Below are 15,889 nucleotides of genomic sequence, written 5' to 3'. Positions count from 1 at the left end.
CGAGAATAAAAGTACCTAGAACCAGGCAAAGAAAATAAGGTTCAAAAAGAGTTTCCTTGGATAAAATGTCAACATGGACAATTTGTCAACGAGAAAAATTTTTACATTAATTTATACATAAAAATCCACGATTGACACATATCAATCGTGGATAAAAATCAGACTTTTATTTTTTACAAATTAATTTTCGCGCCAGCGACCGCACCCTTAGCGAAGGCGGTCGTTAATAGTAGCCATAAATTCTGCGCGGGTCTTTTCGTCGGTCTTGAATCGGCCAAGAAGCTGTGTAGTCACCATGGTAGCACCGGGTTTCTTGATACCGCGCATGGTCATGCACATGTGGCTTGCTTCCAGAACAACGGCAACGCCCTTAGGCTGCAATTCCCTCTGGATCAGTTCCGCAATCTGGCGAGTCATGCGTTCCTGAATCTGGGGGAAGCGGGCATAGAATTCCACCACGCGGGGAATCTTGGAAAGCCCAACAACGCAATCACCGGGAATGTAGGCGATATGGGCCTTACCGGTAAAAGGCAAGAAGTGATGTTCACACATGCTGGCGAAGGGAATGTTGGGCACAACGATCATCTCGTCATACTTTTCGTGGAAGCGGGTCTTGAGGATATCTTCGGCCTTCAATTCTCCAGTCAGGCTGCTCATGACCTCGGCATACATCTTGGCCACGCGCTTGGGAGTTTCCAGCAAGCCTTCGCGATTAACATCTTCACCCATACCTTCAAGAATCATCTTGAAGCCATCTTCCATCATTTTTAAATTCATATCAGTTACTCTTCAATCAATTTTTTTCCTGCACCTTCGAACCTAATTCAGCTAAGGAACTAAAGTTCCTAGTTTCGTACAGCTCGCGGGATTGGATCCTTCACTTCGTTCAGGATGACGCACCTGCGGTGCGTCACTTCTCCAGCGGGAGCATCAAGATACGAGACTTCCGCTTCTGATTGTAGTGATCGCGCTTGGTCTTGGGCAGTTCCTCCACAGTACCATCCACAAAGCCGAAATGGTAGAACCAGTCCAGAGCCTGGGTGGTCAGCAGGAACAGCTTCTTGCAACCCTTCATGCGACCAACGGAAATCAGGTGGCGGACAATGGCGTCGCCAATGCCCGACTTACGATAGTTGGCGCCAACGGCAATGCCAGCCACTTCGGCCATACCATCCTCAAATTCATGGAGGGCGCCACAGCCGTGAATGCTGTTATCGATACTGTACACCACATAGTCCGAAAGCTTTTCGGAGATGCTTTCCTGAGTACGGGGCACCAGGAATCCCTTGTCGATATAGTCCTGCATAATGCGGAGGATATCGGGAATGTCTTCCATGGTGGCCGGGCGGATACTAGAGTACTGGTTGGCGTACACCATGGTACCGTCACCACGGGCAGAGAACACTTCCTGCAGCAAGCTTCCCTGAAATTCACCGCTGAGCAAGTGGACACGGTTGGCGCCAGCCTCGCAAGCATGAATGGCATTCATCAAGTAATCCATCTGGGCGAAATTCAAGACGTCAGAATTCAATTCCAGAAGTTCCTTGGCCTGGTCCACATCCATAGCAGAAATCAAACCGTTATCGGTAGGTTCCAGATACTTGGTATTCCTACCCGTCACGAGACCGCCAAGCTTGATACCGTTCTGGTTACCGATGAAGAACAGCTTTCCCACCTTCATGTACTTGCAAAGTTCGGTAGCCAGTTCCGTAGAACTGATATTGTAGGCATGACCAATCTTGTTCCAGCCGATAGGTGCAATGATAGGCACGAAATCTTCGTTCAGCAACTGGTCCAGAGTATCCTTCTGTACGCGTTCGATGCGTCCGGTGCGCATATAATCCACACCGTTGATCACGCCCATGCTGCGGGCCAAAATCCAGTTGCCCTGAATACCGCGAAGGCCGCTTGCCGTCAAATGACTCATAATGTGCTGGGCCGCACCTAGAGAAGCCTGTTCCACGTGGGGCAAGGCCTGCTCACTGGTAAGACGTACGCCACAATGGAACTTGGTTTCTACGTTCCAGGCCTTGAGCTGGGCGTCGATACTATTGCGGGTACCCGGCACGATAATGATCTTTACCCCAGTCTTGTGGAGCAAGGCGATATCACGCATGAGCACAGGGAAAAGCGGATGGCTCATGAGATCGTCTTCGATCTTCAACACAAACAGCTGGCCCTTGAAGCGTTCCATATACCCGAACACTTCGCGAATGAAACCTGCTATTTCAAAATGCTGGGAAGTAAAGTCATTTGGATTCATAAACTCAATAATAAAAAAATTGGTTCAGAAACAAAATGGCATAACGAAAAGAAAACAAAAAGAAAAACCGCGGGAAGTTAACCGCGGCCTTTCTTGAGAGAGAAAGAAAACTCTTACTTGGCAGGCTTGGCCTCAGCGGGGGCTGCAGGCTGGGCTTCGGCGGGGGCTGCAGTCGGCTGAGCGGCGTCGGCAGCGGGCTGAGCTTCAGCAGGAGCGACTTCTGCAGGAACCGTTTCAGCAGGCGGAACTTCTGCGAAGACCTTCAGCAATTCCACTTCGAACACCAGCATGGCATTGGCAGGAATCATGGGAGGTACGCCAGCTTCACCATAAGCCAGGTCGCTAGGAATCCAGGCCTTCACCTTGGAACCCTCCTTGAGAACCTGCAGCAGGTCCTGCCAACCGGCAATGACCGCATTCACCGGGAATTCCAGCGGTTCTCCGCGCTTTACGCTATTGTCAAATTCAGTACCATCCAGCAGGGCACCCACATAATGCACCTGGACCTTGTCGCTAGCCTTGGGAGAAATGCCGGTACCTTCGGTAATCACCTTGTACTGTACACCCTTGGGAGTCAGCTTCACGGTAGGATCCTGCTTGTTCTTTTCCAGGAACTTGTTCTGTTCATCCAGAGCCTTCTGGGCAGCGGCCTTTGCATCGGCTTCCTTGTTCTGCTGCATCAGCAGGAGCAAGTCCTGAAGGGCACTTTCTGCCGTAGAATCATCCATCAGGACCTTACGGTTGGAATCCACCACATCCTGGATGGCGCTCATCAAGAGCATCATGTTCACGGGAGCATTCACATTGGCAATAGCCTTACCCAGGTCCATACCCAGGGCATAGCTGTAACGGTCAGTCTTGTTTGCAAAACCGGCACCGGGAACAGCCACAGAAGCCTTGGCACCACTGGCTTCGGCAGAAACGGCTGCGGAATCGGCAGGGGCGGAACCAGCAGCTGGGGCAGCGGGATCCACAGCGGGTTTTTGAGAACCACCACATGCAACCATGGCTGCGCAAACGGAAATTGCAGAAAAAAGACGGACAAAACTCATGTTAATTCCTTTATAATCAGTGACTTACTGCACATCAATTTACAAAAAAGTGTGTCGGGGAACACGCCGTGAACACTTTTTAGCGGCTAAAAAATAGCGAAAAAGAATCCCCCAGGGCATCCATTTTTGGCAGAAATCGCCGTTTTTGAATAGAAAAACGCCACTTTTATCCAAAACTACATTCGGGAACCCCATTTAGAACCGCCCCAAACCGTAAACTTGCGTAAACAAAAACCCTTTGAAAGGTACAAGAAAATTACTAACTTACAACGCCAAGAAAGAGAGTGTAAGGAAATTGTATGAATTACCGCTTTGAAAATTACATTGAATCGGCTTCTGCAAGCAAGAAAAACTTCGAACGTGACCTTGAAGGTATCAAGGCCTCCCTCCAGTCGTCTATCCAGGGCAAAACCTCCACCTTTACGGTTCAGCCCGCAAAGACCGGCTGGCTCAAGGGCAGCCTTTCCTACCCCTGGGTGCTGATTTGCAGTATCGCTCCGGCCCTGAAGGAAATTTTCTAATAGATATCCCTATCTTGTATTTCATTTTGTGAAAAACGCCGCCTGTTTAAACAGCGGTGTTTTTTTATGCTCTTATTTTTTTATTTCCGCATATTTAAAACATCATACCTTATTTTTAAATTTGAACCATAAGAAAATTAAACCTGGAGACCAATATGGCAGCTCTCGTTTTGGACGGCAAGGCTCTTGCCAAGACCACTGAAGAAGAACTCAGCGCACGCGTCGCAAAGCTCAAGGAAAAGACCGGTAAGACCCCGATCCTCGCCACCATCCTCGTCGGCGACGATCCCGCTTCCGCAACCTATGTGAAGATGAAGGGTAATGCCTGCGCTCGCGTGGGCATGGACAGCATCAAGGTCATCATGCCCCAGGACACCACTACCGAACAGCTCCTGGCCAAGATCCAGGAACTGAACAACAATCCGGACGTCCACGGCATTTTGCTGCAGCACCCGGTTCCCCGTCAGATTGACGAACGCGCCGCATTCGAAGCAATCGACGCCCGTAAGGACGTTGACGGCGTGACCTGCCTGGGCTTCGGCCGTATGTCCATGGGCGAAAAGGCCTATGGCTGCGCCACCCCCCAGGGCATCATGCGCCTTCTGAAAGCCTACAACGTGGAACTCTCCGGCAAGCACGCTGTTGTTGTTGGCCGTTCCGCAATTCTCGGCAAGCCCATGGCCATGATGCTGTTGAACGCAAACTGCACCGTTACCATTTGCCACTCCAAGACACCCAACGTTCCGGAGCTGGTGAAGCAGGCAGACATCGTCGTTGGCGCTGTAGGCAAGCCTGAATTCATCAAGAAGGAATGGATCAAGCAGGGCGCTGTTGTGGTTGACGCCGGTTACCATCCGGGTGGCGTCGGCGACTGCGAAAAAGGTATGGAAGAAGTTTCCAGCGCATACACCCCGGTTCCGGGCGGCGTTGGCCCCATGACCATCAACACCCTCATCTACCAGAGCGTAGAAAGCGGTGAGAAGTATCTGAGCCGAGTGTAGCGCCGAAGGCGCAAAAGCACATTCTCGGCTAATCGCAGAAGGTGCGTCGCGGCAGTTCCGCGGCAAGCAAAAAACTCGGTCGCTTTACGGCACCGAGTTTTTTTATTTCTTGAAGGTAGGAATTATTTCAAACAAAAATGCCTCTCTGCAGAATAATCTGCAAAGAGGCGGTTTTTAGGAGAATAAGAGAGAGATTTAATTACTTGCGGACGCGAATGGTCTGGGTAGCCTTACCAGCAACACCGTAGCGCATAACATAGGCGCCATTGCGCAGCGTTCCGTTAATGCCCTTCCATGCTTCCTGAGCGGAACCGGCAAAGACGTTTGCAGACTTGACCAGCTGACCGTTCATATCGAAAATCTGGCACTTGATCAATCCTGCGCCTGCATCCATCAGGATAGTGTTGGCAATCTTGACCAGTTCACCATTGCCTTCAAACTTGATCCAGTCCACATTCAAATTGTTGTCATTGATGGTCAGGCGCAGAATCTGCTTTCCGGCAGCCAGTTCCAATTCACCCGCTTCGACTTCGGTATAAGTATTCCAGTCACCCATGTTCTTGATTGCGGCATCCAGAGTGGCGGTACCCACAGAAACAGTTACAGAACCATCGGCACCATTACCAGTAGCGCCATTCACGGTCACCTTGTACTTGCCAGCAGCCTTCACATCGATGGTGTATTCGTAGTAGTCGCCAGCAGTGGTATAACCAGCGGCATAGCCTGCACCGGCCACAACGACGCCAGCATCATCTGTACGATAAGCGGTTCCATCATTTTTGGCCTGGCTGTGGGAATAGGCATTCACGTCGTAATTTTCCGCTTCCACAGTACCCGGAATTTCGATAGCGCCCTTAAAGGGATTGCCTTCGGCAGAAGCACTGGAAGAAGGTTCAGTAGAAGTGCTGGAACCCGGGTCCACCACAGCGGCGCCATCAGAAGAGAGCACAATGTCGCCACCATTGGGAACAGCATCAAAGTAGATGTAGCCATCCTTGATGGAGGCTTCGATGGCCTTGCCATCCTGGGTTGCGGAAACCTTGGTCCAGCTGCTCTTGACGCGAATGGACAAAGGATAGTTGTACTTGGAAATGTTGTCGGCGATGCTATGGGTAAGGGTATAGCTCATGCTGGTGGCGGAAGAAGACTTTTCAGTAATCTTCGCAGCCTTGCGTTCCTTGATGTACATGGCAACATGTCCCATGGGAGCAACCCAGATCTTGGAATCGTTCTGCTTTGCCCAACTGAGAGCGCCGTCGATGGCGCTAAGGTCCGTGGGAGAATAGGTAGCGTAACCATTGCTCTTGCCCTGGAAACCGTGAGTCAGGAACGAAACCCAGCCACCCTGCTGGATAGCCTTTTGCATTTGGCCAGTAAAGTCATTAGTGCTCTTGATGTCTCCCTCGGAGCCAGTCATGGTGGCGGGAACCTTGGTCCAGTCGCTGGGACCGTCCTTGCCCGAGATATCGGGCACACCCTGCCAGGAACCATTACAGATACGGCCAACAACGTAGTTCTGGCTCACAGAGGATGCACTGGGGGACTTACAGTTAGGATAAGCCAACGTGACAACGCCATAATTCTGGGAAATCTTGCCATTGATGGTATTTCTTGAGGAAGCCGATTCGTTATCAGGCATGGGGTTTCCATGATTATCGCTATGGCTTGCAATTTCGTGGCCATTATCAGCCATACCCTGGAAACCACTCCAGTTAGGATTCCAAGTCGTCACAAGGTTAAAAGTACCCTTATAGCCGTACTTGTCAAATACCGGGGCGGCGTCAGTCACATGACTGGGAGCACCATCATCAAAAGTAAAGCTTGCCGCACCCTGACGGAAACCTGCCCAGGTTGCAATTTCCTGAGCCTGTACAGAAGCAAAAAGGCTGCCGATCACAGTTGCAGCAACAAAATATTTCCTTGATAGATTCATAACACATCTCCGCCTAAAAAGGCATAACTCTCTGAATCTATAAATACATTTTTCTAGTCCAACATGGACTATTTTTTAGGCGTTTCCGTTGTTGCTAATTACAACAACTGCTGATTCTATTTAACACAGCTTAGACAGGAAGGCCTTGGCATCTTCGCAGATCACCATCTTCTTTCCTAACAGCGACTGCAGACGTTCCAGGTCTGGATGCCCCTGCTGTTCATAAACAATCACGCGCTTGAACCGTTCGCGGTGCCGCAATAAAAATTCCAAATTGTTAATGTCGCTCTTGGGGAAACCGTAACCCACGAAGAAAATATCCTCCGCCTGCTTCAGGTAGTAATCGGCCTTGCTCCAGAGCAAGTTAAAGAGACTTCCGCGCAAGAAGCTTTCCTTGGCGTGGGCCATGGGAATATAGATGGGCGTATCTTCGCAATAGATGGGAAAACTGCGATCCCCCGGCTCCACCTGGCACACACTATTGAGATCCAGCGTGTCGGTCACCCCCTTGAGGGCATACCAGTTCAGGGAACCGTGAAGTTTGATCAAGTCGACGGTACGGCCGGTGTTGGCGCGTCGGGCAGTACGGTCAGCCGGCTCAATACGGACACCATAATCTACGGCCACCTGCCAGGACAGTTCTTCGTCGGAATAGATTGCCTTTTCAATCAGGGTATCGTAGTTGAAACTGAGAAGCAATGTATCGCGGGCACCGGCGCCAGAACAGTTGACGCAACGTCTGAGGAACGTCCGCAAGACCTTCGCCGAACTGGCATCCAGCGATTCTTCGTGACTGATAGCATTGGCAATAAAGCGAAGCAGTTCAAAACGCAGGGACGCATGATACAGGCGCTCCCGCTCCCCCGGGAAAATCTGGGCAGACAGAATGGACGTGGCCAAGGTCTCGATATCCAGATAATCCTTGCAACCATTGCACAAATCCAGAAACTTCCTGCAATAATCGCGAAAATGAGGGAATTCGTCGGGAATCCCTGCAGGAACCAGATTATTCAGGTCCCGAAGGGTCGGCATCTGGGGGCAAAAGGACTTACTGAAGCCCGACCCAAGCACGATAATTCGACGATATGCGTTTTTCGAAACACTCATGGTAGTGAATGTAATCAAAAAAGGCAGACTTTATTTGAAGAAATTTAAAAAAGTTTACAATGAAACGTCTAAAAAAGCATCCAACCCGTATCAAGGCCGGTCACGGGGACAAATCGTCTCACGGCACCAACATCCCCGGATCCCTGGTCCTTACCGATGACCACGGCCAAACCCGTCAGGAAGTTCATCCAGCGGCTGGGAGAGAATTGCAATCCGCAAAAATGATTCAGGCAGGGTACGATCCAGGCATCATGGGAACAGAAGATATTGATAGGGGCCTTCCCGTGAGAAAGCATGAACTGGACCATCTCCTGGGAGCGGGCTGCCAAGGGGAAATAAGCCGGGTCCACATAGCGGGAATCAGCGGCAGTTCCATCCAACCAACGACAAATCCCCTGGTAAAATCCAGTCACGTGAGTTTCCATGTAGGCATCGTAATTCTTCACAAAGAATTCCGCAAGGGGTTGCTGCGGCATTACATCGGGAGCATCTATCCCAAGACCAAGGCCGATATATTCGGCGGTCTGCATACAACGGCCTACGGGACTGCTAAAGAACATGCAATCGGCAGAAACTCCGCTGGTGCAGGAAGCGGCAATGGACTTGCCTAGTTTAAGGGCTTGTTCGCGACCACGGTCCGTCAAACCGACAAAGGCGCCATGATCAGGGTCGTTAGGTTTTATATGGTCCCGCTCACCGTGACGAACCAGGAAGTACACACGTTCGTCATTTCCAACAGTCTTAAAAAAATCTGCGGCACTAACAAATTCAATCATCGATGACATTAGAAAGTCAACATGGGAAGCAAGTCAGCAAGAACCGGCGACAGGAAATACCAGATGCCGTGAGTCAGACCAAAGCAGACGACACCCAGCAAGAAGCCGCAAATGATGTCGGTAAACCAGTGAACGCCAAAGTACACTCGCAGAAGACCCCAGCTCATGGGGAACAGAAGCATCACCCAGCCATAGTAGGGCATGGCGGCAGTCATAGTCATGGCAACAGCGAAGTTGTTCATGGTATGACCGCTGGGGAAGCTGTATTCGTCCATGGGAGGCACCTGGGGCTTGATAGAATCAAGAACCACGAAGGGGCGGGGACGCTTCACCGTAAGCTTGATCAGTTCGTAGAGTCCCAGGGAAATGCCCGTAACAATGGCAGCTTCCATAGCTACAGGAATAAAGGCTCGCCAACCGATATGGATAAAAAGCACAATGGCAAAAAGAATCCAGACGTAGCCATCACCCAGGCGTACGTAAGAGCGAAGAAACCTCTTGGTCTTTTCGGAAAAATGCCTATTGTTCCAATACCAATAGAGTGATACGCCTTCGTCAAATTTTTGGATTCTCTTAAACATTGCGCCAAATTTAAAAATTTTTTCTGATTCAATTTCCTACTTTTAACATATTAACGTTGAAGCAGGACCTGCCCAACACGAGTACTTTCGGCGCAGCCGAAGCCAACCGCCTTGCCCACTTCCTACTTCGAAGAATATTTGACCAAGATAGAGGTAAAAAATGCGTGTACTCGTTCTTAATTGCGGCAGTTCTTCTGTGAAGTTCGCTGTCATCGACACCAAGACCAAAGAATCCATCGCCAGCGGCCTTGTGGAAAACATCGGCGTTGACGGCCACACCAAGGCAAAGGGCCCGGAAGGCAAGATTGATTTCAACTTTGACTGCCCCACCCACGCCGAAGCTGTGGACCAGGTGAAGAAATTCCTGGACGAGCAGAAGCTCACCGACACCATCGAAGCCATCGGCCATCGCGTGGTGCACGGCGGTAAGTACATCAAGTCCGAAAAGGTGACCCAGGACGTCATCGACTACATCCGCAGCATCGTCCTGTTCGCACCGTTGCATGAACCTGCACACGCCACCGGTATGGAATGCGCCATGAAGTTCTTCCCGAACCTGAAGGACAAGCAGGTGGCCGTATTCGACACCGCCTTCCATCAGACCATGCCGAGGAAGGCTTTCCTCTACGGCATCCCCTACAAGTTCTATGAATCCGACGCTATCCGCCGTTACGGTTTCCATGGTACCAGCCACCGTTTCGTAACTGCAGAAGCTGCCGCCATTCTCGGCAAGAAGCCGGAAGAATGCTGCTTCATTACCGCACATCTCGGTAACGGTTCCAGCTGCTCCGCCATTCTCAACGGCAAGTGCGCCGACACCACCATGGGTTTCACTCCGCTGGACGGTCTCATCATGGGAACCCGCTCCGGTTCCATCGACCCGGCCATCCTCTTCTACATCAGCAAGAAGTACGGCTATGACATCGACCGTCTGGACAAGATGGTGAACAAGGAATCCGGCCTGCTGGGCCTCTCTGGCTTGAGCAACGACATGCGTACCCTGACCCAGGCTGCAAGCGAAGGTCACGTTGGCGCACAGATCGCTCTGGAAACCTTCTGCTACAAGCTGGCTCGTGAAATCGGCGGCATCGCTATGGCTCTCCCCCGCATTGACGCCCTGGTATTCACCGGCGGCATCGGCGAAAACAGCATGCTGGTCCGTAAGACCGTCATGGAAAACCTTGCCCTTCTCGGTTACCAGATCGACGAAGACCGCAACAACAAGGCTGGCAAGGAATCCGGCCACATGATCAACAAGGAAGGCACCCCCAAGGCAATGGTGGTGGCAACCAACGAAGAACTGCTCATCGCCCTCGATACCGAAGACTTGGTAAAGTAGCGAGAGTCGCAGCAAGTGTTTTACACTTGCTATGACCGAGCTTCGACCAAGCGCACGAAGTGCGAACTGGTGAAGTAATCAGGTCGGTAGCGCTTCGCGCTCCCTTTTAGGTAGTTGGGGGCGCAAGCGCAGCTCGCTTTCTGGTAAAATAATGGTGCCTGACGACACAAAAAAAAGAGACTCCCTCACGGGAGTCTTTTTTGCATTTCGGCGAAGCCGAGTGAATTTAACCTCTAGCGACGAAGTCGCGACCTCAAGCCTCTAGCGAGGCTTGCGAGCGAACCTCACGGCGAGCGGCATCACGCCGCTTACAAGGAAAAACTACTTGATGGTCCAGGTCTGCTGATTTACCTTCAGGATCTTGCGGCCCTGAACCGTCGCTGCAGCGGCACGAACTTCAGATTCGCTTACCGGCAGACGGCGGGTCCACATGACGCGGCCCTGCATATCCATCATGGAGACGGTACCGCGATTAGCCTGAATAGCCCCCTGCCAGTTCAACTTGGCAGAAGCCACCACGGGAGTAATACCCGTAGTAGAAGAACCTTCCAGGTAGAACACAACGCCTACAGTCTTAGTAGTGTCGTTGGCATCGTAAGCGGAAAGGGATACGCGATAAGCCACATCCTTGAACAGTTCAACTGTATCGGATGCCAAGGAAACCTTCAGGACGCCATCCACAATTTCAACTTCCAGCTGCTTCGAATGGCTTCCGATGATGTAACCCAGTTCATCACCATCAACGTCAGTGAAGATGGAATCCATGGGAACTTCACCAACAAACTTCTTGCCATCAATTGTAGCTGTACCTCTCCAAATAACCACCGGAGCATCATCTACAGGAGTGATATTGACAGTGATGTTAAATTCAGTAGGAGTGCTCTTACCATCGGTAACAGTACCGACCACAATAGCTTCACCGAAGGCATTGCGAACCGGCGTAATAGTCAAAATGCCAGAAGTGTAGCTCACCAGAGTCTTGCCATCTTTGCTTTCAAAGCTGTAAGTCAAAGCTTCCTTTTCAACATCCGTTGCCCAGGAAGTCACAATAGCCTTCTTATAGACAATAGCTGCAGCATCTTCCATCACTGTGGTGTCAATGGCGTCAACAGTCATAATGGGAGACTTGTTCCTGTACTTCACATCCAGCATGACAACAGCCATTTCGGACTTAAGACCTGCGGAGTTTTCAATGTGATAGGCAAAAGCATCCGGACCTTCGTAATCTTCATCGGTGGTGGTGTAGACGAAGGAGCCGTCCTCGGCAAGGACCACAGTACCTTCGGAAGGTTCAACATCCAGAACGGCAATCAAGGTAGAATCACCATCGGGATCCTCATCATTGGCAAGGACACCCTTCTTGGCTGTAATTTCGTTCTTGCCCTGCAGAACTTCATAGGTATCACCCTTGGCAATGGGAGCATCGGCAACAGGATTTACCTTTACATAGAACATCACATTGGGAATAGAAATAGCAGGGTCGGTAACCACGAGGCTAACCTTGGCAACACCGTTGGCATCCTTAATCGCCGACACATCAATCAGATAATTATCGTCTGTTGCAGAGACGCTCACGGTAACGACACCACTTGCCTTTCCAGTAACAGTATAATCGTCATCGCCATCTACATCCGTAATAGAAATGTTTTCCTTGGGGAACACCAGGACAAAGTCATCGAAATCTTCATCGACTACCAGGGTATCGCCAAAGGATTTTTCATCACCATCTTCATTCAAGAAAGTCTTGGTCAGGATCTTAACCACCGGAGCATCATTCACGTTTGTTACGGTAATAGTTGCAACGCCAATTTCACTTTCCCTATCGGTGTTATTCTTTTCGACACACTTGTAGGTGAAGGAATCCTTACCATAGAAATTTGCTGCGGGAGTATATGTGAATATGCCAGTCAGGGCAGCAATCTTCAGTTCACCATGTTCGGGTTCACTGAGCTGCACCCATTCAACAGCATCGCCATCGGCATCGGAGCAAATCTTGGTCAGGTTGTTCACGAGGAGAGTGCTCTTGTAAGAGGAATCTTCCTTGACCTCGAATTCCATGTTCTGGGCCACCGGCAGGTTTTCCGTATCTTCGGTATTGATGGTGAAGGAGAAGGTGGCGGTCTTCTTGGTGGGATCCGTTGCGGTCAGAGTTACCTTGGCGGGACCATCGGGATTCGGGGTGGTCGTGAACTTGATGATGCTATTCTGGTCGTACTTGGTAGAATCCACCAGCTTGACAGAATTGTTTTCGCTTACGATCTTCACGGTAATGGTCAGATCGTCTCCGTCGGCATCTTCAAAAACCTCGGCCATATTCATGGTATGAACGGCGCCTTCGGCAAGGTCGATGGAACCGCCGTTATAGCCAGCAAAACCTTCGGTTACGTTAGGAGCGGCAGTGACGCATTCATCCCCCAAGGTAAAACTATGCAGGGTGACCGTGTTAGAACCACTCTTGGCAGCCTTGGCGTGGGAGTCCTTGAAGCTGAACTGAACGCCCAGCTGAGATCCGGAATTCCAGGCTACGGTCTTGGTAGACTTCCAGCTCTGGGTAAGGGCAGAGAATGCGATGTAGGACCTTTTTAAAGAACCCTTGGTGGCAGCCATTTCCATGCCGTAATAGTTGTCATCGGTAATGGTAGACTGCTTGAAATCTACACGGAAGGGAGCGTCAGCCTCATAAGCCAGGCAAACACCCTTATAAGTCGCAATTGAAGTCACCTTGGGCTTGTAGCTTGCGTCAATGACCCAGCTAAAACCGAAACCGGCACCGGACTTGCCATCGGTAGTCGTGGGTGCAGTAAAGTCCAGAACACGGGCACCATTCACATTCGTTGTGTCAATGGATGCACCGGAACCATAATCGTAGATGTAGCTCTGGGCGTAGGGCTTATCGGCAGTAACGCCATCTTCATCCGAAAAAACGACAGCAGTTGCTGCGGCGGCATAACCAGCCAAAAGACCTGCCGTCAAAATTCCAATCTTCTTGATCATAAATGACCTCTCTTTCCAAAATCCTATACGTCATATAATTATAATAAAAAGATTACAAAACTCAAAATACTTATGATAGTCAAAAGGTTAAACATTTTTCACATCTAAAAAAATGGTATCCCGTCATAAGGGTACCGCTAATTTTTAATGAAAAAAAGGGAATTTAATACCGGAACGAAAAGTTTCAGTGCAGGGATGAGGGCGGAGCCTGCGGCTCCTTTCAGGCTGATAATCGCGCAGGAGGAGCCTGGCTTTTTAATTCGTAACTAATTTTCGCGCCGGTTATAAAAGCAACGAAATTGCTCATTCATTTCTAAGCGCCTAAAAGCACCGCAGGTGCGACCCAATACCTAAAAGGCCGCAGGCCGACCTCACCGCTCATTGCTCACAACTCATTGCTCATTGCTCGCGCCCATTGCCTGAAACCTGCCGCCTATCCCAGCGAGTCCAGTTCCTCGTAGCGTTCGTAGGCTTTTTCCAGGGCCGATTCCCGTTCCGTGATTTCCTTCTGCAGTTCCACGATGCGGGCGGCGTTGGTACAGACCTCGGGCTTGCAAAGTTCTTCCTGGCGTTCCGCGATTTCGGCTTCCAGCTTCTCGATCTTTTCGGGAAGGGAATTGTATTCGCGTTCCTCGTTATAGCTGCGCTTTTTCTTCTTGGCGGGAGCGGAGCTCACGCCTTCCCCGCCGTTTGCGTTACTGGCTGCGGAGCTGCGAGAAGCTTCCTTCTCGGCGGCGACGCGGGCAGCCGCTGCGGCTTCCTTATCACGGATTTTCTTGTTAGCTTCGTAATCGCTGTAACCGCCCACGGCCTCGAAAATGTTTCCGTCTTCTTCGATGGCCAAAATGCCTGTGGCCACGGAATCCAAAAAGGCGCGGTCATGGCTCACGGTAAGGACAGTTCCCTTGTACTCCGCCAGAAGTTCCGCCAGCAAGTCCAGGGTTTCCATATCCAGGTCGTTGGTAGGTTCGTCAAGAACCAGCACATTGCTGGGGTGGCTAAAGAGGCAGGCCAAAAGCAAGCGATTACGTTCACCACCGCTCAAGGCGCTAATGGGACCGCGGGCACGATCCGCGCTAAAGAGGAAGTCCTGCAGGTAGCTGAGCACATGGCGCTTGACGCCGTTCAAGGTAATGTAGGCCTGACCATCGCCAATGTTTTCGATAAGGCTCTTGTCTTCGCGGAGGCGGGTACGCATCTGGTCGAAGTAGGCGATTTCAAGATTGCTGCCCAGGCGAACTTCGCCCTGGTCCGGCTGCAACTCGCCCAGGATCAACTTCAGGAGAGTGGTTTTGCCGCTACCGTTGGGGCCTACAATGCCGATGCGGTCACCGCGGGAAACTTCGGTAGAAAAATTCTTGATGAGAGGCAGCGAGACGCCGCCCGTCGTTTCGTCAGCATAGGCATAACTGATGTCGGTGAGGCGGGCCACCATACGGCCGGAACGTTCCGCTTCCGTAATCTGCATATTCACGTTACCCGTGCGCACGCGGCGTTCGGCACGTTCCTGACGCATCTTGATCAAGGCGCGGACGCGGCCCTCGTTACGGGTACGGCGGGCCTGGATGCCCTTGCGGATCCAGACTTCTTCTTCGGCCAGGCGCTTGTCGAAAAGGGCGTTGGCCTTTTCTTCTTCGGCCAGGGCCTGATCGCGGAACTGCACGAACTTGTCGTAGGGGAAATTCCAGCTGCGGACGCGACCGCGGTCCAGTTCAAAAATTCGGGTAGCCACGCGGCGGACAAAAGCTCGGTCATGGCTAACAAACATAACAGCGCAATTCAGGCGGGTCACGATTCCTTCCAGCCACTGGATGGCGGGAATGTCCAGATGATTGGTAGGTTCGTCCAGCAAAAGCAAATCCGGATCCTCGGCCACGGCGCGGGCAAAAAGCACCCTACGCTTCTGACCACCGCTCAAGCTATCGTAAGGCAGGTCCGCATCGATGCCCGTCTTTCCAAGAATCGCCTCTGCTGCAGAATCATGATGTCCATCTTCGTTGGAACCATCCTTTACGCCCGTCCAGCCGGCGGAACTGCCTGCCGCCACCTTCCCCATCACAATGTCGCGGACGGTACCGTCGATGTGGGCGGGAATTTCCTGAATCATGCGGCTGACCCGAAGGCCAGTCTTCTTCACGATATCGCCGGAGTTGTATTCCATCTCGCCAGTGAGAACCTTCAGAAGCGTAGACTTTCCTTCGCCATTGCGGCCCACCAGGCAAATGCGGTCGCCAGGTTCAACATCAAAGGAAACGTTATCCAACAGCGGAGCGGTTCCGCCAAGACGCAAAAGAATGTTCTGTGCTGATAAGATAGGCATGG

General features: G+C 51.2%; 12 protein-coding genes. 3 read left to right on the top strand and 9 right to left on the bottom strand.

Annotated elements, in window-relative coordinates; all coding sequences use genetic code 11:
* Positions 1-207: 207 nt before the first annotated feature.
* The 3 genes from folE to BUB94_RS07905 all read right to left on the bottom strand — a co-directional run bounded on the left by folE (position 208) and on the right by BUB94_RS07905 (position 3,315).
* A complete protein-coding gene (gene folE, locus BUB94_RS07915) occupies positions 208-777 on the bottom strand; it encodes a GTP cyclohydrolase I FolE (protein ID WP_073159093.1) in 570 nt (189 codons plus the stop codon).
* A gap of 133 nt (positions 778-910) precedes the next feature.
* Positions 911-2,263: an amino-acid N-acetyltransferase gene (gene argA, locus BUB94_RS07910; protein ID WP_073235764.1), complete on the bottom strand. Its 1,353-nt coding sequence runs from the start codon at positions 2,261-2,263 to the stop codon at positions 911-913.
* Positions 2,264-2,376: 113 nt separating this feature from the next.
* Positions 2,377-3,315 carry an FKBP-type peptidyl-prolyl cis-trans isomerase gene (locus BUB94_RS07905; protein WP_073159097.1) on the bottom strand — a complete coding sequence of 313 codons (939 nt, stop codon included), beginning with the start codon at positions 3,313-3,315 and terminating at the stop codon, positions 2,377-2,379.
* Positions 3,316-3,614: 299 nt separating this feature from the next.
* On the opposite strand from BUB94_RS07905, the gene BUB94_RS07900 reads away from it, so the two are divergent.
* Positions 3,615-3,836, top strand: a complete 222-nt coding sequence (locus BUB94_RS07900) for a hypothetical protein (RefSeq protein ID WP_073159099.1) — start codon at positions 3,615-3,617, stop codon at positions 3,834-3,836.
* 155 nt (positions 3,837-3,991) lie between these two features.
* Positions 3,992-4,837, top strand: coding sequence for a bifunctional methylenetetrahydrofolate dehydrogenase/methenyltetrahydrofolate cyclohydrolase FolD (folD, locus tag BUB94_RS07895; RefSeq protein ID WP_073235761.1), 846 nt, complete (start codon positions 3,992-3,994; stop codon positions 4,835-4,837).
* 199 nt (positions 4,838-5,036) lie between these two features.
* Here folD and BUB94_RS16740 read toward each other — a convergent pair whose 3' ends face one another.
* The 4 genes from BUB94_RS16740 to BUB94_RS07875 all read right to left on the bottom strand — a co-directional run bounded on the left by BUB94_RS16740 (position 5,037) and on the right by BUB94_RS07875 (position 9,234).
* Positions 5,037-6,770 carry a carbohydrate-binding protein gene (locus tag BUB94_RS16740; RefSeq protein ID WP_158535434.1) on the bottom strand — a complete coding sequence of 578 codons (1,734 nt, stop codon included), beginning with the start codon at positions 6,768-6,770 and terminating at the stop codon, positions 5,037-5,039.
* 120 nt (positions 6,771-6,890) lie between these two features.
* Entirely contained in the window at positions 6,891-7,877 is a 987-nt protein-coding gene (locus BUB94_RS07885; RefSeq protein ID WP_083538175.1) for an SIR2 family protein, read from the bottom strand.
* Positions 7,878-7,945: 68 nt separating this feature from the next.
* A complete protein-coding gene (locus BUB94_RS07880; protein WP_073159107.1) occupies positions 7,946-8,653 on the bottom strand; it encodes a histidine phosphatase family protein in 708 nt (235 codons plus the stop codon).
* A gap of 8 nt (positions 8,654-8,661) precedes the next feature.
* Positions 8,662-9,234 (bottom strand): phosphatase PAP2 family protein, encoded by a 573-nt coding sequence (locus tag BUB94_RS07875; RefSeq protein WP_073159108.1) that lies wholly within the window; start codon positions 9,232-9,234, stop codon positions 8,662-8,664.
* Between the two features lie 160 nt (positions 9,235-9,394).
* Between BUB94_RS07875 and BUB94_RS07870 the strand changes: the two genes are divergently transcribed.
* Positions 9,395-10,573, top strand: coding sequence for an acetate/propionate family kinase (locus tag BUB94_RS07870; RefSeq protein ID WP_073235752.1), 1,179 nt, complete (start codon positions 9,395-9,397; stop codon positions 10,571-10,573).
* A gap of 321 nt (positions 10,574-10,894) precedes the next feature.
* On the opposite strand, the gene BUB94_RS07865 is transcribed toward BUB94_RS07870, so the two are convergent.
* Positions 10,895-13,567, bottom strand: a complete 2,673-nt coding sequence (locus tag BUB94_RS07865; RefSeq protein WP_073235749.1) for a tandem-95 repeat protein — start codon at positions 13,565-13,567, stop codon at positions 10,895-10,897.
* Positions 13,568-14,000: 433 nt separating this feature from the next.
* Positions 14,001-15,887 (bottom strand): ATP-binding cassette domain-containing protein, encoded by a 1,887-nt coding sequence (locus BUB94_RS07860; protein ID WP_073235747.1) that lies wholly within the window; start codon positions 15,885-15,887, stop codon positions 14,001-14,003.
* Positions 15,888-15,889 lie beyond the last annotated feature (2 nt).

Source organism: Fibrobacter sp. UWH9 (genome assembly GCF_900129715.1).
Taxonomy (GTDB): domain Bacteria; phylum Fibrobacterota; class Fibrobacteria; order Fibrobacterales; family Fibrobacteraceae; genus Fibrobacter.
The sequence above is the reverse complement of the archived record's forward strand: the minus strand, read 5'-3'. Positions and strand labels throughout refer to the sequence as shown.